Genomic DNA, 24,187 nt, shown 5'->3' with positions numbered 1-24,187 from the left:
TCGATGACGAGCAGGGCCGGCAGGCTGATCGCGGCTCCGGCAGGTCGACAGGCGTGGCATTTCAACCGGGGGCCGACCTGCAGGATGGCTCTCCAGCAGGCTAGTTTTTGCCTCCTTGGTGCAAATTGAACCACGCGGCGCTTGACTCCGGCGGCGGCTTGTGAAAAATTTTGCATCAACTGATAAAAATATCTTAGGGCGGAAATGGTTGGTTTTGGAAACGGCCTGCTGCGCGACGATGAAACCAGTATGGCGACGCGTGCCGCCTGGCTTCATTATGCTGGCGGCCTGACCCAGTCGGAGGTCGCCAAGCGGCTCGGCCTGACCAGCCTCAAGGCGCATCGTCTCATCACCAAGGCCAATCAGGAAGGGTTGGTCAAAGTCTATATCGACGGCGAAGTGTCGGAATGCGTCGCGCTTGAAGACGATTTGTCCAGCCGCTACGGCCTCGACTATTGCGAGGTCGTTCCCGACTTTGACGGGGAAGACCTGCCGCTCAAGGCGCTCGGCATCGCCGGCGCGCAGTTCCTCAAGCGTGAGATCGAACGCGGCGAGGATACGCTGATCGGCGTCGGTCATGGCCGCACGCTGGCCGCCTGCGTGGAGTATCTGCCGCGCATATCGGCCGAAAAGATCCGCTTCGTTTCCCTGCTTGGCGGCCTGACGCGCAAGTTCTCGGCCAATCCGCACGACGTCATTCACCGTCTGGCCGAACGGACCGGCGCGGAAGCCTATGTGATGCCGGTGCCGATGTTCGCCAACACGGTCGAGGATCGAACTGTGCTGCTTGGGCAGAAGGGCATCAGCGAGGTCTTCGATCTCGGCAAAGCCGCCGACCTGCTCATCGCCGGTATCGGCACCGCCGAGCGCGAGGCGTCGCTGGTCGCCACCGGCATGATCGAGAAGGGCGAAATGGAGGAGATCCGTCGCAAGGGCGGCGTCGGCGAACTGCTCGGCCATTTCTTCGACGATGCTGGAAAGGCGGTCGAGACGACCCTTTCCAACCGGGCGCTGGCGCTGGCGCGAGAAGATATCAGCAATCGCAGGATTGTCGCCGTTGCCGGCGGCAAGGTGAAGGTTCGTGCCATCAAATCGGTGTTGGAGGGCCGCTATCTCAAGGGCTTGGTCACCGATGAGCGGACGGCACGATCACTCGTGGAGCAGACGCCGGTCGGGTAGCCGGCAGCCATTCGATTGAAACTACCCTGTGGAGGAGAAGACAAATGCATGAGAAAGAAAAAGACCTGATCGATGCGTTCCTGCGCGGACAAGTTGATCGTCGTGGGCTGATCAAGGGTCTTGGCGCGATGGGCCTTGCCGCTGGCACGGCCGGCACGCTGCTCAATCTGGGGCAGACCCGTGCGCTGGCGGCGGACTTCGACTGGCAGGCGCACAAGGGCAAGACCATCAAGCTCTTGCTCAACAAGCATCCTTACGCGGATGCGATGATCGCCAACCTTGAAAACTTCAAAAAGTTGACCGGCATGGAAGTCGTCTATGACGTCTTCCCGGAGGATGTCTATTTCGACAAGGTCACCGCTGCGCTGTCGGCCAGCTCGCCTGAATACGATGCCTTCATGACCGGCGCCTACATGACCTGGACCTATGGCCCGGCCGGCTGGATCACCGACCTTAACGAGTGGATCAAGGATCCGACCAAGACCAACGTGAACTATGCCTGGGACGATTTCCTGCCCGGCGTCTGGAAGTCCTGCGCCTGGAACGGCCAGCCGGGCGGAGCGCTCGGTTCCGACGACGCCAAGCAGTGGTGCATTCCATGGGGCTTCGAACAGAACAACATCACCTACAACAAGGGTATGTTCGACAAGGTCGGCGTCAGCGTTCCCGGCAATATGGACGAGATGGTCGCTACGGCGGCGAAGCTTACCAAGGATGTTGGCGGCGGTGTCTACGGCATCGGCGTGCGCGGTTCGCGCTCCTGGGCGACGATCCATCCCGGCTTCCTGTCGGCTTACGCCAACTTTGACCAGAAGGACCTGAACGTATCGGCTGACGGCAAATTGTCGGCCGCGATGAACACCGCCGAGTCCAAGGCCTTCCACAAGCAGTGGGTTCAGATGATCCAGGAGAGCGGCCCCAAGGACTGGTCGACCTATACCTGGTATCAGGTCGGCACCGATCTCGGTGCAGGCGCCTCGGCGATGATCTACGACGCCGACATTCTCGGCTACTTCATGAATGGCGGCGACAACAAGATGGCCGGCAAGCTCGCCTTCTCCGCCTTCAAAGCCAATCCCGCCGCCAAGGCGCCGACGCCCAATATCTGGATCTGGTCGCTGTCGATGTCCAATTTCTCGAAGGACAAGGACGCCACCTGGTACTTCATGCAATGGGCGTCCGGGCCCGAGCATGCACTGTTCGGTGCGACCAAGATGGACTTCGTCAATCCGGTCCGTCAGTCGGTCTGGAACGACGAGATGTTCCGCGAGAAGCTGAACAAGAGCTATCCGGGCTATGTCGAGATGTTCGACGTCTCGGCGCCGGGCGCCAGCATCAAGTTCACCCCGCAGCCGCTGTTCTTCGATCTCACCACCGAATGGGCGGCGACGCTGCAGAAGATGGTGGCCAAGGAAGTGCCGATCGACGAAGGCCTCGACATGCTGGCCACCAGCGTTGACGGCCAGCTCAAGGAAGCCGGGCTCGGCTGAGTCCTGGCGAACGGCTGGCCCGCTTTTGCGGGCCAGCCGGCCATTCCACTGCGAAGCGGCGCCTGGAGCATCAGACCCAAAAGTGGAAATCGGTTTTGGGAAAATCCGATGCTCAACCACTGGCGGTGCCGCCACTCGCCCAACCGGCCGCCTAGCTCCCTGGGCGGCCGGCAGGGCGAAGCAACAGAGATGACGGAACAGCACGATGACTGCGGCGACAATGCAAAGAAACAGGCCTTCCGGCTTCAGGATCAGCAAGAGGGTGCTGCCCTATGTGCTCAGCCTGCCGGCCTTGCTCGTCTGCATCGGCATCCTGATCCCGTTCTTCACATCGGTGGTCTATTCGTTCCAGCGCTACCGGCTGAGCCAGCCCTGGGCGCGGCAGTTCAACTGGGGCGACAATTACATCTCCTTTTTCACCGACCCGAGGTTCTGGAACACACTTGAGGTTTCGCTGCTCTATGCGGGCATCACCGTCCTGCTCGAACTGCTTCTCGGTCTCGGCATCGCCATGCTCCTGCAGAAGCGCTCGACGCTGAACAACTTCATCTCGATCATGCTGTTGATGCCGCTGATGACGGCGCCGGCGCTTGCCGCGCTGATGTGGAAGCTGATGACCAATCCCGGCTTTGGCGTGCTGAGCTATCTCGCCAGCCTGATCGGACTGCAGGATTTCCGCTGGGCCTCGTCTCCGTCGACCGCACTTTTCACCGTGGTCCTTGTCGATATCTGGGTCTACACGCCCTTCATCATGATCCTGCTGCTTGCCGGGCTGCGCAGCCTGCCGACGCAGCCCTTCGAGGCGGCAGCACTTGACGGCGTGCCGAGGAGTTTCGTGTTCTTCCGCATCACCTTGCCGATGCTGACGCCCTACATCCTGACGGCGACGCTGTTCCGCCTGCTGGATTCCATCCAGCAGTTCGACATCATCTATGCCATGACCCAGGGCGGTCCGGGCGATACGCTGACCGTCTTCCAGGTCGAGGCCTATCTCAACTTCTTCCAGTCGACCAATGTCGGCCGCTCGGCGGCGCTGATGATCATCCTTTGGGCGATCACCTATTTCCTCTCGAACATCTTCATCAAGAATTGGCTGCGGCTGCGCGAACGCGCCCGCGGCCAGGCATAGGAGGCTGAGATGGAACACACCTCCCTTCTCGAACGCGTCCTGCGCGGCATAGCACTGACGCTGGTCGTGATCTTCTTCATGTTCCCGATTGTCTGGATCTTCATGATGTCGTTCCAGACCAACGAGACTATCCTGCGGATTCCGCCGCAGCTTGTCTTCAAGCCGACGCTGGCCAACTACACCGCGCTCATCACCGGGAAGCTGACGACGGCAGCCGGCACGCTCGACATCGCCTTCATGCGCAACCTGTGGAATTCGGTGTTCCTGTCGGTCACCTCAGTCGCCGTCGCGCTGCTGCTTGGCGTTCCCGCGGCTTACGCCTTTGCGCGGCATAAGTTTCGCGGCTCGGAGGACATCGCCTTCACGCTGCTGTCGTTCCGGTTCGCGCCGGCGCTGCTGGTGCTCCTGCCGCTCACCCTCTATTTCCAGAAGCTTGGACTGGCCAACACCTATATCGGGCTGATCTGGGTCTATCAGCTGATCTGCCTGCCGCTGATCCTGTGGATCGTGCGCGGCTATTTCGAGGATATCCCGGCCGACATCGAATATGCCTATCGCATCGCCGGTCATTCCTGGTTCGCCACCTTCCGCAAGATCGCGCTGCCGCTCGCCGGCCCGGGCATTGCGGCTGCCGGCCTGCTCGCCTTCATCTTCGCCTGGAACAACTTCGTCTTCGCGCTCGTGCTCGCCTCGGCCGACAAGCAGCCGGTGACGGTTGGCGCGCTGGCCTTCATCACCTCCTCCGGCATTCAGTATGGCCAGATCTCGGCGGCGATCGTGCTGTCGATCACGCCGACGCTGGCACTTGCTCTCTATGCGCAGCGCTATCTCGTCGAAGGCCTGTCGCTCGGCGCCGTGAAAGGATAGCTCCGATGGCCAGCCTCGAACTGCGAAATGTCGTCAAGCGCTACAAGAGCCAGACTGTTCTCGACAATCTGTCGCTGACCGTCGCCGACGGCGAAACTCTTGTCCTGTTCGGACCGTCCGGCGCCGGCAAGACGGTGCTGCTGCGGCTCGTCGCCGGCGTTATCGACCCCGACGAGGGAAAGATCTTCATCGGCGGCGAGGACATGACCGACCTCGATGCCGAGTTCCGCGGCGTCGGCATGGCGTTCCAGAATTTCGCGCTGTTTCCACACATGACCGCCTTCGACAACATTGCCACGCCGCTTCAGGCCAAGCGCTCGTCGCAGAGCGCGATGAAGGCGGGCGTTGAGGGCGTCGCCAAGCTGCTGAAGATTGGTCACGTACTCAGCCATAAACCACGGGCGCTGTCCAACGGCCAGAAGCAGCGCACCGCGCTCGCCCGCGCTCTGGTCGGCTCGCCGCCGGTGCTCCTGCTCGACGATCCCCTGCGCAATGTCGATGCCAAACTGCGCTTCGAGATGCGGCTCGAACTGCCGAGGCTGCTGGCCGACCGTGGCGCGACCGTCGTCTACGTCACCCAGGACTACAAGGAGGCCATGGCGCTCGGCGATCGCATCGCGGTGATGTCGCAAGGTGTCATCAAGCAGCTCGGCACACCCGAGCAGATCTATCGTGAGCCGGCCAACATCGAGATCGCGCGGCTGTTCGGTGATCCGACCATCAACCTGCTCGACGTCAAGCCGTCGCGCGACGCCAAGGGCATCTATGTCGGCCTGTCGAATGTCCAGGTCCATCTGACGGGCGCCTATGACGCGACGGTCGGCCGCGATTGCGTGATCGGCTTGCGACCAGAAGCGCTGAGCTTCGTCGACGAAGGAACGCCCGCTGCCATACCGGTGACGGTCGAGGCCGAGACGCCGCTCAACGAAAAGATCGTCACGCTGGTGCGCACTGTGCGCGGCCGCGAAATCTTGGTCTCCCGGCCGGCCGGAACACCGGGTCAAACCGAGGGCAGGGCCCATATCGCTGTCGACGGCAAAAGCGCCCTGCTGTTCGATCATGCGAGCGGTGACCGCATCGGCGCCAGGAATGTCGTCAATTTGCGCAGCGGAGAAGCGGCATGAGCCAGGGCGCACTCGCCATTTCAGGCGTCGACAAGTTCTACGGTCCGATCGATAGGGGCGTGCATGCCGTCCAGAATCTGACGATGGAAATCGACAAGGGCGAGATCGTCGCACTACTCGGCTCGTCCGGCTGCGGCAAGACCTCGACATTGCGCATGATCGCCGGCTTCGAAGAGGTCTCGCGCGGCACCATCTCGGTTGCCGGCCGCAAGGTGCACACGCTGCCGCCAGTCAAGCGCAATGTGGCGATGGCGTTCGAGGGTTATTCGCTTTATCCGCCGCTGACCGTGCGCGAGAACATGGCGTTCGCGCTGAAGGCGGCCAAGCTGCCGAGGAGCGAGGTTGACGCGAAGGTTGCCAACATCGCCAAGCTGCTCGAGATCGAGGACATTCTTGAGCGCTATCCGAGCTCCATCTCCGGCGGCCAGCAGCAGCGCGCCAGCCTCGGCCGGGCGCTGATCCGCAAGGCCGATCTTCATCTGCTGGATGAACCGATGGGCCAGCTCGAACCGCAGCTTCGCGCCGTGCTGCGCGGCCGTATCAAGCACTTCATCAAGGAACGCGGCCTGACCGCGATCCTGGTCACCCACGACCAGACCGAGGCCAACGCGCTTGCCGACCGGATCGCGGTGATGGAAGGCGGCGTGTTGCAGCAGTTCGACACGCCCGACATGCTCAAGCAGCGGCCGGCCAACCTGTTCACCGGCACCTTTGTCGGCGAGCCGCCGATGAATGTCTTCGAAGCCTATGTCGGCACGGCTGCCGACAAGATCAATCTGCGACTGCCCGACGGACTTTCGCTCGATTATGACAAGGACGCGTTCAGCGGCTCGGTTCGCGACGAATTGCTCAAACGGCAGCGGGTCGTCATCGGCATCAGGCCCTATGCTGTTCGCCGCTCGAAGGACGGCGTGCCGGCCACGGTTTCGGCCAACCAATGGCTCGGCGACCAGACGCATATAGCCGCCGATTTCGCCGGCGGTTCGCTGGTCCTGGTCGAGCACGACCGGACCCGGCTGGAGCTTGGCGCGCCGATCAATATCAGCATTGATCCGAAAAACCTGCACGTCTTCGATCGGGCCAGCGGAATGGCCATTTCGCACGGCATGGAGCTTGCCTGATGCGGGATGTGCTGATCGGCATCGACGCCGGCACGTCCGTCATCAAGTCCGTCGCCTTCGACACGGCGGGCCGGCAGCTCGCGGCCGCGGCGGTGCCGAACCGGTATGAGACCTTGCCGGGCGGCGGCGCCGAGCAGGATCTGGCGCGTACCTGGGCCGATACCGCGACCACATTGCGCCAGCTTGCCGACAAGGTACCGGATCTCGCCATCCGCACCATCGCCATCGCCGTGACCGGACAGGGCGATGGCACCTGGCTGATCGACAAGGACGGTGAGCCAGTCGCCAAGGGCTGGCTGTGGCTCGATGCGCGCGCTGCCGCGATAGTCGAGGAGATCCGTGCGCGGCCCGATGACCGGCTTCGCTTCGAAAAGACCGGCAGCGGGTTGGCCGCCTGCCAGCAGGGACCGCAACTTGCCTTCATGAAGCGCAACGCGCCTGACATGCTTGCCGATGCCGCGACAGCATTCCATTGCAAGGACTGGCTCTATTTCAACCTGACCGGCGAACGCGCAACCGATCCGTCCGAGGGAACCTTCACCTTCGGCGACTTCCGCACCCGTGGCTATTGCGATGATGTGCTTGAGGTGCTCGGCGTAGCCGATCTCAGGCATCTGCTGCCGCCGATCGTCGACGGCACCAGGCATAGCGCCGGCCTGTCGGCGGCGGCTACCGAAGCGACCGGGCTGCTTTCCGGTACGCCGGTGGTGCTGGCCTATGTCGACGTGGCCTGCACCGCGCTCGGCGCCGGCCTGCTCGACCGCGAGCGCAAGCCCGGCTGCTCCATCATCGGCTCCACCGGCATGCATATGCGGCTTGCGCAGACGCCGGACGAGGTGCTGCTCAACGAGGCGGCGACCGGCTACACGATGACGATGCCGGCGCCCGGCGTCTTTGCGCAAATGCAGTCGAACATGGCGGCGACGCTCAACATCGATTGGGTTCTGGGTCTGGCCTCAGGCATCCTTGCATCGCAAGGCATTACGCGCACCAATGGCGAGATGATCGCGCTGGTCGATCAGTGGATATCCGTATCCGAGCCGGCATCGCTGCTCTATCAGCCCTATGTGTCGGAAGCCGGCGAGCGCGGACCGTTCGTCGATGCCAATGCCAGAGCCGGTTTCGTCGGCATTTCGTCGCGGCACGGCTATGCCGACATGGTCCGCGCCGTTTTCGAGGGACTGGCATTCGCGTCGCGCGATTGCTACGCCGCCATGGGGCCGCTGCCGAGCGAAATCCGGCTGACCGGCGGTGCCGCCAGAAGCCCGGCTCTGCGCAAGATCCTGGGCGCTGTCGTCGGCGCCGACATTCGCACCAGCCAGCGCGAGGAAGCTGGTGCGGCGGGCGCCGCGATGATCGCCGCGGTTTGCGTCGGCCAATACAAGTCGATGGACGAATGCGTCGGCGAGTGGGTCACGCCGCTGCTGGGTGCGGCGGAGCCGAGCGACCCAAAACTTGCCGCGATCTATGAGCGGGCGGTTCCGTCCTACACTTTGGCGCATGAGGCGCTGCGGCCGGTCTGGCGGTCGATGGCCGCATCCAGGGCAAACTGAGAAGTCGAGCATGCGTAGGAAGATTGCAGTTATTGGCGACCGCTTCATGCTTCCCGAAGTGTTTCGCGAGAAAATCGAGAAGGCCTGCGGCGACAATCTCGACATTCGCACCCTTGAGGCGGCCTGGCCCGACGAGCCGATGGAATTCGGCAATGCGGCGCTCGGCCTCGACAAGGTGAAGGAGTATTTTGGCGATCCGGACGAGGTGGTCGATTTCATTGGCGACGCCGAGATCTTCGTCACCCAGCTTGCGCCGCTCTCCGAGACCATGATGCAGCGTCTGCCTACGCTGAAGCTGGTTGCGGTCTCGCGCGGCGGCCCGATCAACATTGACATGGCTGCCGCCAGGGCCCACGGCATCACCGTCGTCAATGTGCCCGGCCGCAATGCAAGTGCTGTGGCCGAGTTCACCATCGGTGCGATCCTTGCCGAGACGCGGCTGATCCGGGTCGGGCACGAGGCCTTGCGCAAAGGGGAATGGCGCGGCGATCTCTACCGGGCCGACCGTACCGGCCGCGAGCTCAACGAAATGACCGTCGGCGTCATCGGCTACGGCAATATCGGCACCAAGGTTGTCCGCCTGCTGCGCGCGTTCGGCTGCCGCATCCTGGTCACCGATCCCTATGTGCAACTGAGCGCCGAAGACCGCAATGACGGCGTCGAACTGGTCGCGCTCGACGATCTCCTGTCCCGCTCCGATGTGGTCACGCTTCATCCCCGGGTGACTGAGGAAACCCGCGGCCTGATCAACAAGGACACCATCGCTCGGATGAAGCCGGGGGTGATCTTCGTCAACACCGCGCGCGGGCCGCTGGTCGATTACGACGCGCTTTACGATGCGCTGGTCTCAGGCCATATCGGCAGCGCCATGCTGGAGACGTTTGCGGTCGAGCCGGTGCCTGCCGACTGGCCGCTGCTGCAGCTTCCGAATGTCACGCTGACGCCGCATATCGCCGGCGCGTCGGTGCGCACGGTGACCTATGCGGCCGAGCAGGCGGCCGAAGAGGTGCGCCGCTTTATCGCCGGGCTCCCACCGGTCAACCCATGCTGAAGGTCGCGGCAGCCATGAAACACAATCCAGGCACTGAGGACCCGGCGAGATGAGCGGCGCCACTGACATCGTCGATCTGTTCGTCATCGGCGGCGGCGTCAACGGCGCCGGCATCGCACGCGACGCAGCCGGCCGCGGCCTTTCCGTCATCCTGTGCGAAAAAGACGATCTGGCCGAAGGCACCAGTTCGCGGTCGGGAAAGCTCGTTCATGGCGGCCTACGCTATCTCGAATATTACGAGTTTCGGCTGGTGCGCGAGGCGCTGATCGAGCGCGAAGTGCTGCTTGAATCGGCGCCGCACATCATCTGGCCGATGCGCTTCGTGCTGCCGCACAGCCCTGACGACCGGCCGGCCTGGCTGGTCCGGCTCGGCCTGTTCCTCTACGATCATCTCGGCGGCCGCAAGCGGCTGCCGGCCACCCGCACGCTCAACCTGCGCACCGCGCCCGAAGGCGCGCCGATCAAGGATGCGTTCAAGCGCGGTTTCGAATATTCCGATTGCTGGGTCGACGACGCCCGTCTCGTCATCATCAATGCGCTCGACGCTGCGGAACGGGGAGCCAAGATCTTCACCCGGACCGCCTGCACCGCCGCCCGCCGTGAAAACGACCTGTGGTCGGTCGAGATGCGCGACAGCCGGACCGGCGTCAGGACCACGGTTCGGGCGCGTGCGCTGATCAACGCCGCCGGTCCCTGGGTTAACGACATCATCAACCGCGTGGCCGGCCAGAACTCCAAGCGGAATGTCCGCCTGGTCAAGGGCAGCCACATCGTCGTGCCGAAATTCTGGGAAGGGCGGCAGGCCTATCTCGTCCAGAACAGCGACAAGCGGGTGATCTTCATCAATCCCTACCAGAACGATCTGGCCCTGATCGGCACCACCGATATTCCCTATGATGGGCGGCCGGAAGACGTAGCGGCGGATGCCAGCGAGGTCGACTACCTGATCAAGGTGGTCAACCGCTACTTCAAACGCGGGCTTGCGCGCAGCGATGTCATCTACTCGTTCTCGGGCGTCAGGCCGCTCTATGACGACAACGCCGACAACCCAAGCGCGGTGACGCGCGACTATATTTTCGAACTCGACGCCTCAGTCGAGCAGGCGCCGCTGCTCTCCGTCTTCGGCGGCAAGATCACCACCTTCCGCAAGCTGGCCGAGCATGCGCTGGACCGGATCGCCCCGTTCTTTCCGAAAATGGGCAAGCAATGGACGTCGAAAGGACATCTGCCGGGTGGCGATATCGCCAACGCCGACTTTGAGCAGTTTCTCGGCGATCTCGGCCGCGAATATCCCTGGATGCCGGCATCGCTGGTCAAGCACTATGGCCGGCTCTACGGCACCAGGACGCGCATTCTGGTCGGTGCGTCCAGGTCGCTCACCGATCTGGGGCGGTGCTTCGGCAAGGATTTTTTCGAACGCGAGGCGAGTTATCTGTTCGAGCATGAATGGGCGCTGACCGCTGCCGATATCCTCGAACGGCGCACCAAGCATGGGCTGCATCTGTCCGCCGCAGAAAGAGCCGCCTTCGAGGACTGGTGCGCGGGTCGGCTGGTGAAAGCAAGCTGATGGCGTTTACGCTTTCCCTCAACACCAATCCGCTGGTCAATCGTTTCGCCGAACCGGACGATCTGATCGATGCAATCGCCTACGACATCGGCATCCGGGACGTGCAGCTGACGCATGAATTCGTCAATCCCGGCTGGCCGGCGGCGACGATCTCGAAATTCATCCGCCAGTTCCGCACTGCGCTCAATCGCACCGGTGTGCGCGTAACGTCTGGGATGACCGGCCCCTACGGCAGGCTCAATCATTTCGGCCATCCCGATGTCGATGTGCGCCGCTACTACGTCGATTGGTTCAAGACCTTTGCCGACATTTCGGCCGAGCTCGGCGCCAGCGGCATGGGCACGCAGTTCGCGATCTTCACACACAGGGATTTTGACGATCCGGAGCGTCGCGCGCGGCTTTTCGAGATCGCACTGGAATGCTGGCGCGAGGTCGCCGAGCACGCCAAGGCGGCCGGATTAACCTATCTGTTTTGGGAGCCGATGTCGGTCGGCCGCGAATTCGGCCATACGATCGAGAGTTGCTGGGCACTGCACAACCAGATCGAAGCAGCCGGCATGGCCATTCCGTTGAAGATGATGGTCGATATTGACCACGGCGACGTGACCTCGAGCAACCCGGCCGACATCGATCCTTATGCCTGGGCCGAAGCCTTTCCCAGGGTATCGCCGATCATCCACATCAAACAGTCGTCGATGAACAAGGGCGGCCATTGGCCGTTCATCGCCGCCTACAACAAGGACGGCCGCATCACGCCGGAAAAGCTTCTGGAGACGGTTCGCCGCGGCGGCGGCGTCGACAACGAGATCTGCCTCGAACTGTCGTTTCGCGAACGCGAGCCGGTCGACCACCAGGTCGTCGCCATGATCCGCGAGTCGGTCGACTATTGGGCGCCGTTTATCGAGACCGGCAGGGCGGCAATTTTGCCGCGAACAGGATAGATAAGCAGGAGCCAATTCGGCTCCTGCTTAGAACCAGAATACGTCAGCCGAATTTCGGGTCGAGACTGCCCGACTTGTAGCGCTTGGCCATTTCCGAGACCGGCAGCGGCTTGATCTTGGGAGCGTTGCCGGCGGTGCCGAACTGCTCGAACCGCTCCTTGCAGAGCTTCCTCATAGCGGCCATTGCCGGCGTCAGATATTTGCGCGGATCGAATTCGCTCGGGTTCTCGGTCAGCACCTTGCGGATCGCGCCGGTCAGCGCCATGCGGTTGTCGGTGTCGATGTTGATCTTGCGCACGCCGTGCTTGATGCCGCGCTGGATCTCCTCGACCGGCACGCCCCATGTCGGCTTCATCTGGCCGCCATATTTGTTGATGATCTCCTGCAGTTCTTCCGGCACCGAGGACGAGCCGTGCATGACGAGGTGCATGTTCGGCAGGCGGCGATGGATCTCCTCGATCACATTCATCGCCAGCACCGCGCCGTCCGGCTTGCGCGAAAACTTGTAGGCGCCGTGGCTGGTGCCCATAGCGACGGCCAGCGCATCGACATGTGTGTCCTTGACGAACTGCACCGCCTGTTCAGGATCGGTCAGCAACTGGTCGTGGCTGACGGCGCCTTCGACGCCGTGGCCGTCTTCCTGTTCGCCGCCGCCCATCTCCAGTGAGCCGAGGACGCCGATCTCGCCTTCCACCGACACGCCGCCCCAATGCGCCATATCGACGACGCGCCGTGTGATGCCGGAATTATAATCGTAGTCGGCCGGCGTCTTGCCGTCTTCCTTCAGCGACCCGTCCATCATCACCGAGGTGAAGCCATACTGGATCGCGGTCACGCAGGTGGCTTCGTTGTTGCCGTGGTCGAGATGCATGCAGACCGGGATATCGGGGTGGATTTCGACCAGCGCGTCGATCAGCTTGGCCAGCACGACGTCGTTGGCATAGGCGCGGGCGCCGCGGCTCGCCTGCAGAATGACCGGCGATTTGGTCTCCTCGGCGGCCTCCATGATGGCGAGGCCCTGTTCCATATTGTTCATGTTGAACGCAGGCACGCCATAGCCGTGTTCGGCGGCATGGTCGAGCAATTGTCTCAATGTGATGCGAGCCACCCAATAGTCTCCCGTATTTGATTTCAAGCCTATGGTTGCGAGCCGTTCGTTCGTCGTTCAGCCCACTGATGCTTCTGGCCGGATTTCCGGAGAACCGCAACCTTTGGCCATGCCGCCGGGAGCAATTCTTGTTACAGGACAGCAATCAGGAGCGAGCAATATCCCAAAAAAATGCAACACTATCACAAAAAATTCGGCATCTATGCGATTTCCTCTGTTATAATGGCTTTGGCTCGCCGTTTCCGCCACCGCGGATTCGCAGCGGACTGGAATTCGGGAAACAGGCTGGACAATGAAGAGCGACGGCCGGCGGCAAGGCATCATGGATTTTCTGATGGATACTGGCACGGCCAGTGTCGATGAGCTTGCCTCGCGCTTCGGCGTGTCGAAGATGACCGTGCATCGCGATCTCGACGAGCTTGAGGAAAGCGGCTTCCTGCGCAAGGTGCGCGGCGGTGCTTCGATCCAGCCGAGCGGCCTCTTCGAGAGCGATTTCCGCTACCGTCAGAAGCAGGCCGGTGAGGAGAAGCAGCGTTTGGCCGCTGCTGCCGTGGCGATGATCGAACCGGGCCAGACGGTGATCATCGACGACGGCTCGACGGCCGGCGGCATTGCGCGCCACCTTGCGGATCTCCGCCCGCTGACGGTGATCTCCAACAATCTGGCCGTCATCCAGGATCTGGCCGGCGTTGGCGGCATCACCCTGATCGCGCTCGGCGGCCAGTACAGCAAGAAGTTTCACGGCTTCTTCGGCCTGCTTGCCGAGGACACGCTGAGATCGTTGCGCGCCGATGTCGCCTTCCTGTCGTCGTCTGCCATCCACGGCGCTTCCGCCTTCCACCAGGACCAGGAAGTGGTCCATACGAAGCGGCTGATGATGGCCGCGGCCGCGCGTAAATATCTGCTGGTCGATCACGGCAAGTTCGGCCGCACGGCCCTGCATTTCCTGACCGATCTCAAGGCGTTCGACGCCGTCTTCACCGGTTGTGAACTGGGACCGCAGATGCGCGAGGCGTTGGATGGCGCCGGTGTTTCGCTAACACTAGTCGAGAAGGACTAGACCATGATCCCGAAAAGTGGGAACCGGTTTTCGGAAAAGATCATGGTCAAAGAAGAAGATAGAGCCCCATCCCGCTACGCGGGATGGGGCAGGCTCTAGAAGGAGGACGCATGGTTTACTGGGTCGGCACAAGCTGGAAAATGAACAAGACGCTTGCAGAGGCGACTGAATTCGCCAAGGCGCTGGCGGGGTTCGTCCCCGGTTTCGACGACCGTATCCAGCCCTTCGTCATTCCGCCCTTCACGGCGGTCCGCGAGGTCAAGAAGGCATTGGCGACGACACGGGTCAAGGTCGGTGCGCAGAATATGCATTGGGCCGACGCCGGAGCCTGGACCGGGGAGATCTCGCCTGTGATGCTGACGGATTGCGGGCTCGACCTCGTCGAGCTCGGCCATAGCGAACGGCGCGAGCATTTCGGCGAGACCGACAGTGCTGTCGGCCTGAAGACCGCGGCGGCGGTGCGGAGCGGGCTGGTGCCGCTCATCTGCGTCGGCGAGACATTGGCGCAACGCAACAGCGGCCAGGCCGATGCGGTGCTGGCCTTGCAGGTGCATGGCGCGCTGCAACACCTCGAAGGCCAGGCAAAGGCGGCGACGATCCTGTTTGCTTACGAGCCGGTTTGGGCGATCGGCGACAAGGGCATTCCGGCAAGTGCGGACTATGCCGACAGGCAGCAGGCGCTGATCAAGAAGATCGCCGGCGATCTTCTGCCGTCCATACCGCCGGTGGTTTATGGCGGCAGCGTCAATCCGCAAAATGCCGCCGAGCTGATCGGCCAGCCTCATATCGACGGGCTGTTCATCGGCCGCTCCGCCTGGCAGGCGGAAGGCTATATCGACATCCTCCAACGCGCCTCGGCGGCGATCTAGAGCATGATCCCGAAAAGTGGAATCCGGTTTTCGGAAAAGATCATGCTCGAACAAAAGATAGAGCCCCATCCCGATTTCATCGGGATGGAACAGGCTCTAAATCAATCGAACAAGGAAAGGACACGACCATGAAAATAGCCATTGGAGCCGACAGCGCCGGCAAGCCGCTGCTCGACGTCATCGCTGCTCACCTGGCCACCAAACCCGGCCTCACCGTCAGCGACCTCAGCCAGGCAGGCTACTATGCCGACCTGTCGCAGAAGCTCGCCCAGACCATCCTCGACGGCGAGAACGATCGCGGCATCCTGTTTTGCGGCACCGGCATCGGCGTTTCCATCTCGGCCAACAAGGTGCCCGGCATTCGCGCAGCACTCACTCATGACACCTATTCGGCGGAGCGCGCGGCCAAATCCAACAATGCCCAGATCATCACAATGGGCGCCCGTGTCATCGGCCCGGAACTGGCCAAGTCGATCGTCGACGCCTGGCTCGCATCGGAGTTCGATGAAAAGGGACCGTCGGCCGGCAATGTCCAGGCGATCGACAGGCTCGACGCGGCGAAGCTGGGCTAATGCATGTCGCCCAAAAGTGCGCAGCGGTTTTGGGATAACGACATGCATAAAAACAAGAACTTAAAGCGCGTCGCATGAATCCCTGTTGATGCGATGCGCTTTAAGCCAGGCTCTTCCGCATCGCGCCAATGACGGTGACGGCCGACGCGGCGCCGGGGTCCATGTGCCCCAGCGATCGTTCGCCGAGCCGCGATGAGCGACCCTTCGCGGCAATCATGTCCTTGGTCGCCTCGGCGCCCCGTTCGGCTGCTTCAAGGGCGGCTGCGAGGCTTTCGGACACAGTTTTGCCTGAGGCCTGCGCGGCGGTGGCGGCTTGTGCAGCCGGCAGCCAGGCGTCGATCATCGTCTTTTCGCCAATCTCGGCCTTGCCGCGATCCTGGATGCCTTGCGCCATCGCCTGGAACAGGGCGACGATGTCGGCGCCCGCCAAGGTCGCCTTGCCCTTGGCGGCAGCCGCACCACGCATGAAGGCCGTCGCATAGAGCGGACCTGACGAAGCGCCGACGGCGTTGAGGAACGATTTCGCAGCAGTGTTGAGCAAGGCCGTCGGCTCGGTCGCCGCGAGGTCCAGCGAAGCGAGCGCATCGCGCACCGCGCCGAACCCAAGCGCCATGGCGATGCCATGATCGGCGTCGCCGATGACGCCGTCGAGCTGACAGAGCCTGTCCTTGTCGGCTTCGATCGCCACCGCGATCGCATCGAACATTCTTTTCAAGCCGGCCGTATCGATGGATGTCATGGATGCTACTTTCAGCCGGCGCGGAACATGGCGCAGTCGCAAGGATGGTCGAGCATCGTTTGCAATTCGGCGTCGAGATGCATCAGCGTCACCGAGGCGCCGGCCATTTCGAGCGAGGTGCAATAATTGCCGACCCAGGTCGCGTGAACTGACACGCCGATGTCATCGAGCCTCTGTTTGACGCGTCGGTTCATGATGTAGAGCTCCATCAGCGGCGTCGAGCCGAGCGAATTGACGAGCACGGAGACCTTGTCGCCACGTGTCGGCGCCATTTCGTCGAGGATCTTGTCCAGCATCTCGTCGGTGATCTCGTCGGCTGTTTTCAGTTTTCCGCGCGCGATGCCCGGCTCGCCATGAATGCCCATGCCGATCTCCATCTCGTCCGGTCCGATCTCGAAATTCGGCCGCCGGGTCTGCGGCAGCGAACAGGGCGACAGTGCCACACCCATGGTGAAGGTGTGACCGTTGGCCTTCCTGGCGATGCGCTCGCATTCATCGAATGACAGCATCTGGTCGCAGGCGGCACCAGCGGCCTTGAAGATGAAGAAATTGCCGGCGACACCACGCCTTCTGTGTCTCTGGTCTCGCGGCGCCGATGCCACGTCGTCGGTGGTCAGTACGGTGCGCACCTCGACGTCGTCCATCGCCGCCATTTCGGCGGCCATGTCGAAATTCATCACGTCGCCGGCATAGTTGCCATACATGAACAGCACGCCGGCGCCGCCGCTGGCCGCCTTGGCGCATTCGAGGATCGGGTCGGGCGGCGGCGAGGCGAAGACATTGCCTATTGCCGCCGCGTCGGCCAGGCCCTTGCCGACGAAACCAAGGAAGGTCGGCTCGTGGCCGGAGCCGCCGCCGATCACGAGGCCGACCTTGCCTTGGCGAGGTCCATCGCGGGCGATAATCGAGCGTGGGCTGCCCTCCGCGCTTTTGAGATGGCGGGGATGCGCGGCCAGGATGCCTTCCAGCATCTCGTCGACAGTGCGGTTGCCGTCGTTGATGATCTTCTTGGTCTGCACCTGCATCCTCCCGATTTCGGTATTTTCGCAGATAGTACAGCGTGTTACCGGGATTTCTACCCGGTGACGGACATTTCAGCGGCGATACGCCCCCGCGCGGCCAGGATCTGCATGCAGGCATTGGCTGCCTCTTTGCCCTTGAGCTTGAAGTGCTCGAAGAAGAAGCGGTGATGGTCCGCGCCGTCATGGTAGTTGTGCGGGGTGAGCACCGCCGCAAGCAGGGACTTTTCACCCCGCCCTGAGAACATTGACGGCGTTTGTATGGAAGGGCCGGATAGCGCTGTCAACCACCGACGTCGTCGTCGATGGCGCAGAATGGCGATCCGTTCCGACCTGATCACCTGTGAGGGCAAGCGAGGAGCGTGGCAACGTGCCGCGTCAAATGGCGATCACGGGCAAGGCAGGCAGAACCTTGTCCAAGGTGATGGGAAATTCACGCACTCGCACGCCGGTCGCGTTGTAAACGGCGTTGGCGACAGCAGCCCCCGCACCGCAGACGCCGAGCTCGCCGAGACCCTTCGCGCCAAGTGGATTGGCCTTGTCGTCATGTTCCTCGAGGAAGACGACCTCCATCTCGGGGACGTCGCCGTTGATCGGAACGTGATACTCGGCAAGGTCGTGATTGACGAAGTGGCCGTAGCGCCGGTCGAGCACCGTCTGCTCCATGAGCGCCGCACCGATCCCCCAGGTCATGCCGCCGATGATTTGCGAGCGCGCGGTCTTGGCGTTGAGTATACGGCCGGCGCCCATCACAGCCAGCATCCGGCGCATGCGGATCTCACCGGTATCGCAATCGACTGCGACCTCGGCGAAATGTGCTCCATAGGAATGCTGCGAGTAAGCCTTGTATGACTCGGTTGTAGCGCCCGCGGCTACGGAGCCTTCGGCCTCGAACCCGTCGGGAGCGATCCGCCGGATGAGGTCAGCCAGGCCTGCCGACCTCTGGCCGATCCTGACCTCGCTATTAGCAAAGCTTGCCTCGGTGGCGCTCGCGCCGTGCAACGGTGAGGCCTCGCTCGACTGCGCCGCCTTCAGGATTCGTTGCTTGAGGGCATTGCAGGCATTGTGCAGCGCCGAACCCGCGCTCGCGGCGCCCCAAGACCCGCCGGAGCCGGCGGTCCTCGGGAAGCGGCTGTCGCCAAGTTCCACTTTGATGGACGAGATCGGCAGGCCGAGGCTGTCCGCAGCGATTTGGGTCAGGATCGTATATGAGCCGGTCCCGATATCCGTCATGTCGAGCCGCGCCGTCACCCGAGCGTCCCGGTCGACCGCAACCTGCGCCGTCGCCGCGCCGATGTAGTTCGGACGGATCGCCGCCGCCATGCCGTAGCCGATGAGCTTCCGGCCCTCCCGGGTGCGGCCGGGTGTCGGGTTTCTCCGCTCCCAACCGAAACGGCGGGCGCCTTCCTTCATGCAGGCGACGAGATTGCGGGTGGAGAACGGCACGCCGCGCTCGGGATCCTGTGCCGGTTCGTTGCGGATCCTGAGTTCGATTGGGTCCAGGCCGAGCCGGTCGGCGAGCTCATCCATGGCGCATTCGAAAGCCAGCATGCCGGGCGCTTCGCCGGGCGAGCGCATCCATTCGCCGCGGTTGATATCCAGCGGAACCAGGCGATGGCGGGTGACACGGTTCGGCGCCACATAGAGCGAGCGGGCAAAAACTGCCGTTTGCTCGCAGTACTCCTCGAAGCTGGACGCTGCCGACCAGACATCGTGCGCGATCCCGGTGAGCCGCCCGTCGGCGTCCGCGCCGAAACGTACCTGTTGGATCATCTCGGCGCGGTGACCGGCATTGGCGAACATCTGTTGTCGCGTCAGCGCGATCTTCACCGGACGCTGCAGGACCTGCGCTGCAAGCGCGGCCAGGATTGTATCGGAATGGGCAATCAGTTTTGAGCCGAAGCCTCCGCCGATGAAGGGGCTCACGATGCGCACACGCTCGGGCGGGATGCGAAGCGTGCTGGCGATCCCCGCCCGGAAGTTCGCTAAAGTCTGCGCCGATGTATGGATCGTCAGCTCGTTGCCTGACCAGGCGGCGAGCGTCGCATGAGGCTCCATCGGATTGTGATGTTCGAAGGGCGTCCGGTAAGTAGCATCGATCTTGACCGGAGCCGCCGCAAAGGCGCTCTCGAAGTCGCCGATCATGCTGTCGGTCTCGAAGCCGGCATTGGTCCGCTTTGGTGCGTAGGCGTCGGCCATATGTCCCGGCAAATCGTAGAGGCCCGGCTCCTCGTCGTAGCGCACTTTGATGAAGCCGGCGGCAGCGCGTGCCGCCTCGAACGTCTCCGCAACGACCAGCGCGACGGGTTCGTCGTAATAGCGCACTCGCTCGCTGTTGAGCGCGGGCCGGGCGCGCGTGAAGACCTCCGGCACCGTCGGCGTGACCGCCGGGCCGAAATCCGGCTGGGCCGGCGCATTCCGGTGCGTCATGACCAGCAGCACTGCCGGCGCCCGTTCGGCTTCGGCCGTGTCGATCTCGGCAATGCGCCCCTTGGCGACGGCGGCGCCGAGAATATAGCCATAGGCTGCACCCTCCAGCGCATTCTCGTAGGCGTAGGTGGCGCCCCCTGTCACTTTGAGCGGACCGTCGATACGATCGATTGGGCGCCCGATGACGCCGGTGTGTGTTTCGGAAGGACGGTTCTCGCTGGTCTTCGTCTCTGTCATCGTGTCACCTCACGCACTTTCGACGGCAGCAGCGAGCGTGTGCCGCATCGTCCGTTTCGCCAGCGGGATCTTGAAATCATTGCCGCCATGCCCGACGGCTCCGGCGAGCGCGGCTTCGGCCGCATCGGTAAAGGCGCCGTCGGACGCTGCGGCTCCTGCGAGCGTGCGCTCCGCCTCCGTTGCGCGCCAGGGCTTCGCTGCCACGCCGCCCATGGCGATCCGAGCGCTTCGGATACGATCGCCGCTTTTCTCGACGATTGCTGCCACCGACACCAGCGCGAAGGCGTAGGAGGCACGGTCGCGCACCTTGCGGTAAACCTGCCGGCCGGCCGGCGGCGGCGGCAGGGTGACCGCTGCGATCATCTCGCCGTGGCCGAGCACGGTTTCGACATGGGGCATCGCCTCGGGCAATTGATGGAAATCGCCGATCGGGATCGTGCGGGTCTCGCCGCCCGGCGATATGGTCTCGATCCTGGCGTCGAGCCCGGCCATGGCGACCGCCATGTCGGATGGATGGACCGCGATGCAGGCTTTGCTCGCGCCGAGTACGGCGTGCATACGGTTGAAGCCCTGAAGCGCCGCGCAGCCCGAACCCGGCTCGCGCTTGTTGCAAGGCATGTTGCGGTCGTAGAAGTAGGGGCAGCGCGTGCGCTGCAGGAGATTGCCGCTGGTCGAGGCCTTGTTGCGTATCTGGCCGGACGCTCCCGCCAGCAGCGCTTGCGTCAGCATCGGATAGCGCGACCTCACCCGCGGATCGGCGGCGAGATCGCTGTTGCGGACCTGGGCGCCGACCCGAAGCCCGCCTTCCGCCGTCTCCTCGATCCGATCGAGCGGCAGCCGGCTGATGTCGACGAGATGCGCTGGGCGCTCGATATCGAGCTTCATCAGGTCGAGCAGGTTGGTGCCGCCGCTGATGAACTTGGCGTCCGGCCGCGCCGCAACCGCGGCGGCTGCCTGCTCGGCACTTGCCGCACGTTCATAAGTGAAGGACTGCATTGCTCACGCCCCCTCTGCCGCGTCGCGAATTGCAGCGACAATGTTCGGATAGGCGGCACAACGGCAGATGTTGCCGCTCATCCGCTCGCGGATCTCGGCATCGGTGAGGGCGATGGAAGCCGCCGCCACGTCGGCGCTCGCATGGCTCGGCCAGCCGGCCCTGGCCTCGCCCAGCATACCGACGGCGGAGCAGATCTGGCCCGGCGTGCAATAGCCGCACTGGAAACCATCGCGGGCGACGAAGGCGGCCTGCACCGGATGCAGCCGGTCACCCTCGGCAAGGCCCTCGACCGTGGTGATCTCGTCGCCTTCATGCATTGCGGCAAGCGTCAGGCAGGAATTGATCCGGCGCCCATCGACGAGCACCGTACATGCGCCGCACTGGCCGTGGTCGCAGCCTTTCTTCGAGCCGGTGAGGCCGAGATGATTGCGCAGCGCGTCGAGCAGCGTCGTCCGCGGGTCGAGCTCGACGGCAAAATCCTTCGCGTTGATCCGCAAGGACATTGGCATCGTCGGTACCGGCGTGGGCGAATCGGCCGCCGTGACGGTGTCGGCCGGCTCGCCGTGAACCGGTATACCGGTAGCCAGGAGCACGCCGGTCGCCACTCCGCCTTCCAGCACCGTTCGACGAGTCGGCCCGCTCCTGCTGTCTGTTTTGGCCATGCATGATCTCCCAGTCGCAGTTCTGTCACTCATCGACACTGGAGGTGGGGGTGCGCCCGGCGGCTTTCTTTCAAGAAACCGGCGGCAATGTCAGGATTCCGGAGAAGAATTCACCCGATAGGCCCGAGGCGTCATGCCCCTGAGACGCCGGAAGGTCGTGGTGAAGTGGCTCTGGCTTGAAAAGCCGAGGCGAAAGGCAATGCTGCCGATCGACAAACCCGTTTCGCGCAGCAGCATCTCCGCTCGTCGCACCCGCTCCTCGATCACATAGGCATAGGGTGGCAGGCCGGTCGTCGCCTTGAATCGGCGTGCAAAACTGTCGACGGCCATGTCCGCGACAGCCGCCAACTCCCTTAGCGAAATGTCGGAATTCATATGTGCATTGATATGATCCCGAACTCGACCAAGCGCCCGACGGCTGAGACAGCCGTGACGTATAGACGGGTGTTGCTCTCGGTTCAGGTTGGCCACGCGGAGGCTGACGAGGGCGACCAGATGCTCGACATAGGCAGTGTCCGGCCTGTGGCCGAGTGCCATCTCGTCGCGAAGCGAACTCAGCAGCGTGGCGACGACCACGTCTTTCTTGTTCACCAGGATCGGCAGATCTCTCAGGCGTTCGCACCCAGGAAGCCTGATATCGGGATCGATCCACAAGGCTGAGTAGGAGAGGTTTACATCGCGATAAAAGCCCTGCCGCTCCGCGCCTGCGGGGACGAAGGTGAGGGCTCCGGGCCGGTCCATCCCGTCGTACAGGGATTTTGCCTCGTGCCGGATAGATGTATGGGACGTTCCGCCTTCTTCGGTCAGCACGATCAGGTGATGAGGGGCTGTCCAGCGGAGCTCCGCCTCCCGGCACGCCCATCGCCGATTGTCGAATACGATCGAGGAGCTGCCCCACGACGCGGTTTGCAGGGGCTCCGATTTCTCCTCCTGGCTCCGAACCCGTCCGTCACCAAGCAACGGTCTGAATGACATCGAGGCATCCCGCTGGTTCACTCGCGGAGCCGTCGTCAGCCCCGGCTTGTTGTGCGCCGCCCCGCCGCTACGCATACGGCGGTTTATGTGGGACAGTCATCGTGCGTTGGTAACCGCGCCGTGTTCAAGAAGTCGTGAGATAAGGCAAATCCAGCGCGCCTCTCAGCCGCCGAGCCCATCGCGGATGGCGCAGAAATAGCGATCGGTTCCGACCTGGCCGCCCTTGAGGGCAACCTCCAATCCTTCGATTGATTTGATGCGCGAGTGGGCGACGCAAAGCGGAGAGCCCGGCGAGGCGGGCAGCGGCATCCGCACCGTCAGCGCATCGACGCCCATCTGGCCGAGCGCATGGCTAGACGTGTCGCCGCCGGCAATGACCACACGCCGCAATTGCTGCTCGATCGTCAGCTTGCGAAGAAGTTCGCCGAGGCAGCGGCCAAGCTTGTGGCGGGCGCCTTCCTGCCGGTCGATTTCGGCGCCCCGGTCGGCTGCGGGACCGAGGGCGGTGTAGAGGACGACGCTGCGCCCGGCCTCCAGACTGGCGCGGCCGGCGGAAACCGCGCGCATAATTGCCTTGTCTGAACCCTCCGAGACCAGTTCGATAGGATCCACCTCGATCCCGTCGAAACCATCCGTCAAAGCATGGCGGATCTGTCGTTCCGTTGTCGGCGAGCAACTGCCCGAGACCACCGCGATCCGGTCGGCCGCGCCCGGCGGCGAAAAGCTGGGCTCGGCACGGACGGTCCCGTTGGACGCCCATTCGGCCAGCAGCGCATATTCGATGCCCGAAGAGCCGACGACGAAAGTGCCGCCCGGCCTGCGGCCGCGCCATATCTCCTTGCCGGCAAGCGCCTGACTTTCCAGGCTGTCGACGTCCAACAGCACGATGTCGCTGCCATTCTCGATCAGGCGATCAAACGCTTCCGAGCGGGACGCCGACTGCAGCGTCGCTAGGTCGATCAGCCCCGAGCTGAGGTCCGTCTGGCGCGACAGATGGATCAGCAGGTCGGATTCATCCATCGGCGTGGTCGGGTGGCGGCTCATCACGGGATGGCGATCAATGCGGTAATATCTTTCGCGGTAAGCCGCAAACAGATGGCCGAAGGCGGTATAGCGCTTGAGCTGCGGCGCGCCGACCACCAGCGGCACGCTGTCCTGGCTGAACACGGAGCGGCCGATATCGATGGCCCGGCCGATGCTGCCGATCGCCGGGCTGGAATCGAAGGTCGAGCAGACCTTGTAGTGGCAGATCTCGGCGTTCAGGGTCTTCAGCCAGGCGAAGGCGCCGCGCAGATGCGTGTCCATCCATTGCGGCGTCTCGCTTCGGCTGGTGCCGGCCAGGCCGATGGCACGGCAATGCCTGAACTGCGAAAGCAGAGCCTCGTCCGGCTGACGCATGAACAGCACGGTCGGCACGCCGCCGAGCTCGAGCGCCTCCATGACGTCGGTCGAGCCGGTGAGATCATCGCCATAATAGGTCAGGAGCAGGTTTCGCAT

General features: G+C 63.2%; 22 protein-coding genes. 13 read left to right on the top strand and 9 right to left on the bottom strand.

Annotation, left to right across the window (positions count from 1 at the left end; translation table 11 throughout):
• Positions 1-204 precede the first annotated feature (204 nt).
• From CIT26_RS25225 to CIT26_RS25180, 10 genes are all read left to right on the top strand, one after another.
• Entirely contained in the window at positions 205-1,179 is a 975-nt protein-coding gene (locus CIT26_RS25225; protein ID WP_095495079.1) for a sugar-binding transcriptional regulator, read from the top strand.
• A gap of 44 nt (positions 1,180-1,223) precedes the next feature.
• Positions 1,224-2,669: an ABC transporter substrate-binding protein gene (locus CIT26_RS25220; protein WP_095495078.1), complete on the top strand. Its 1,446-nt coding sequence runs from the start codon at positions 1,224-1,226 to the stop codon at positions 2,667-2,669.
• Positions 2,670-2,874: 205 nt separating this feature from the next.
• Entirely contained in the window at positions 2,875-3,798 is a 924-nt protein-coding gene (locus CIT26_RS25215) for a carbohydrate ABC transporter permease (protein ID WP_095495077.1), read from the top strand.
• 9 nt (positions 3,799-3,807) lie between these two features.
• Positions 3,808-4,665: a carbohydrate ABC transporter permease gene (locus CIT26_RS25210; RefSeq protein ID WP_095495076.1), complete on the top strand. Its 858-nt coding sequence runs from the start codon at positions 3,808-3,810 to the stop codon at positions 4,663-4,665.
• A 5-nt stretch (positions 4,666-4,670) separates the two neighbouring features.
• A complete protein-coding gene (locus CIT26_RS25205; protein WP_095495075.1) occupies positions 4,671-5,789 on the top strand; it encodes an ABC transporter ATP-binding protein in 1,119 nt (372 codons plus the stop codon).
• Positions 5,786-6,910 carry an ABC transporter ATP-binding protein gene (locus CIT26_RS25200; RefSeq protein ID WP_095495074.1) on the top strand — a complete coding sequence of 375 codons (1,125 nt, stop codon included), beginning with the start codon at positions 5,786-5,788 and terminating at the stop codon, positions 6,908-6,910. The genes CIT26_RS25205 and CIT26_RS25200 overlap by 4 nt, the downstream gene beginning before the upstream one ends.
• A complete protein-coding gene (locus tag CIT26_RS25195) occupies positions 6,910-8,463 on the top strand; it encodes an FGGY-family carbohydrate kinase (RefSeq protein WP_095495073.1) in 1,554 nt (517 codons plus the stop codon). Before CIT26_RS25200 ends, CIT26_RS25195 begins: the two co-directional genes overlap by 1 nt.
• A gap of 10 nt (positions 8,464-8,473) precedes the next feature.
• Positions 8,474-9,514, top strand: a complete 1,041-nt coding sequence (locus CIT26_RS25190) for a 2-hydroxyacid dehydrogenase (protein ID WP_095495072.1) — start codon at positions 8,474-8,476, stop codon at positions 9,512-9,514.
• Positions 9,515-9,563: 49 nt separating this feature from the next.
• Positions 9,564-11,081, top strand: coding sequence for a glycerol-3-phosphate dehydrogenase (locus CIT26_RS25185; protein WP_095495071.1), 1,518 nt, complete (start codon positions 9,564-9,566; stop codon positions 11,079-11,081).
• Positions 11,081-12,022 (top strand): sugar phosphate isomerase/epimerase family protein, encoded by a 942-nt coding sequence (locus tag CIT26_RS25180; RefSeq protein ID WP_095495070.1) that lies wholly within the window; start codon positions 11,081-11,083, stop codon positions 12,020-12,022. Before CIT26_RS25185 ends, CIT26_RS25180 begins: the two co-directional genes overlap by 1 nt.
• A 43-nt stretch (positions 12,023-12,065) precedes the next feature.
• On the opposite strand, the gene fba is transcribed toward CIT26_RS25180, so the two are convergent.
• Positions 12,066-13,130 (bottom strand): class II fructose-bisphosphate aldolase, encoded by a 1,065-nt coding sequence (gene fba / locus CIT26_RS25175; protein ID WP_095483847.1) that lies wholly within the window; start codon positions 13,128-13,130, stop codon positions 12,066-12,068.
• Positions 13,131-13,422: 292 nt separating this feature from the next.
• Between fba and CIT26_RS25170 the strand changes: the two genes are divergently transcribed.
• The 3 genes from CIT26_RS25170 to derI all read left to right on the top strand — a co-directional run bounded on the left by CIT26_RS25170 (position 13,423) and on the right by derI (position 15,631).
• The gene (locus tag CIT26_RS25170; protein WP_095495069.1) at positions 13,423-14,190 is read left to right on the top strand and encodes a DeoR/GlpR family DNA-binding transcription regulator; all 768 of its coding nucleotides are present in this window, start codon (positions 13,423-13,425) and stop codon (positions 14,188-14,190) included.
• Between the two features lie 110 nt (positions 14,191-14,300).
• Positions 14,301-15,059 (top strand): triose-phosphate isomerase, encoded by a 759-nt coding sequence (locus CIT26_RS25165; RefSeq protein WP_095495068.1) that lies wholly within the window; start codon positions 14,301-14,303, stop codon positions 15,057-15,059.
• A gap of 128 nt (positions 15,060-15,187) precedes the next feature.
• Complete coding sequence (derI, locus tag CIT26_RS25160; protein ID WP_029355267.1) at positions 15,188-15,631, top strand: D-erythrulose-4-phosphate isomerase; 444 nt, start codon at positions 15,188-15,190, stop codon at positions 15,629-15,631.
• 100 nt (positions 15,632-15,731) lie between these two features.
• On the opposite strand, the gene dhaL is transcribed toward derI, so the two are convergent.
• From dhaL to CIT26_RS25120, 8 genes are all read right to left on the bottom strand, one after another.
• Positions 15,732-16,370, bottom strand: coding sequence for a dihydroxyacetone kinase subunit DhaL (gene dhaL / locus CIT26_RS25155; protein WP_095495067.1), 639 nt, complete (start codon positions 16,368-16,370; stop codon positions 15,732-15,734).
• 11 nt (positions 16,371-16,381) lie between these two features.
• Positions 16,382-17,395, bottom strand: coding sequence for a dihydroxyacetone kinase subunit DhaK (locus CIT26_RS25150; protein WP_206072814.1), 1,014 nt, complete (start codon positions 17,393-17,395; stop codon positions 16,382-16,384).
• A gap of 50 nt (positions 17,396-17,445) precedes the next feature.
• Positions 17,446-17,637, bottom strand: a complete 192-nt coding sequence (locus tag CIT26_RS25145; protein WP_095495066.1) for a 6,7-dimethyl-8-ribityllumazine synthase — start codon at positions 17,635-17,637, stop codon at positions 17,446-17,448.
• A gap of 130 nt (positions 17,638-17,767) precedes the next feature.
• Positions 17,768-20,056: a xanthine dehydrogenase family protein molybdopterin-binding subunit gene (locus CIT26_RS25140; protein ID WP_095495065.1), complete on the bottom strand. Its 2,289-nt coding sequence runs from the start codon at positions 20,054-20,056 to the stop codon at positions 17,768-17,770.
• Between the two features lie 9 nt (positions 20,057-20,065).
• Positions 20,066-21,052 (bottom strand): FAD binding domain-containing protein, encoded by a 987-nt coding sequence (locus CIT26_RS25135; protein ID WP_095495064.1) that lies wholly within the window; start codon positions 21,050-21,052, stop codon positions 20,066-20,068.
• Between the two features lie 3 nt (positions 21,053-21,055).
• Positions 21,056-21,715 (bottom strand): 2Fe-2S iron-sulfur cluster-binding protein, encoded by a 660-nt coding sequence (locus CIT26_RS25130; RefSeq protein WP_095495063.1) that lies wholly within the window; start codon positions 21,713-21,715, stop codon positions 21,056-21,058.
• A 90-nt stretch (positions 21,716-21,805) separates the two neighbouring features.
• Positions 21,806-22,690 carry a helix-turn-helix domain-containing protein gene (locus CIT26_RS25125; RefSeq protein WP_095495246.1) on the bottom strand — a complete coding sequence of 295 codons (885 nt, stop codon included), beginning with the start codon at positions 22,688-22,690 and terminating at the stop codon, positions 21,806-21,808.
• 162 nt (positions 22,691-22,852) lie between these two features.
• Positions 22,853-24,187 (bottom strand): four-carbon acid sugar kinase family protein, encoded by a 1,335-nt coding sequence (locus CIT26_RS25120; protein ID WP_095495062.1) that lies wholly within the window; start codon positions 24,185-24,187, stop codon positions 22,853-22,855.

This window comes from Mesorhizobium temperatum (genome assembly GCF_002284575.1).
Classification (GTDB): Bacteria; Pseudomonadota; Alphaproteobacteria; order Rhizobiales; family Rhizobiaceae; genus Mesorhizobium; species Mesorhizobium temperatum.
The sequence above is the reverse complement of the archived record's forward strand: the minus strand, read 5'-3'. Positions and strand labels throughout refer to the sequence as shown.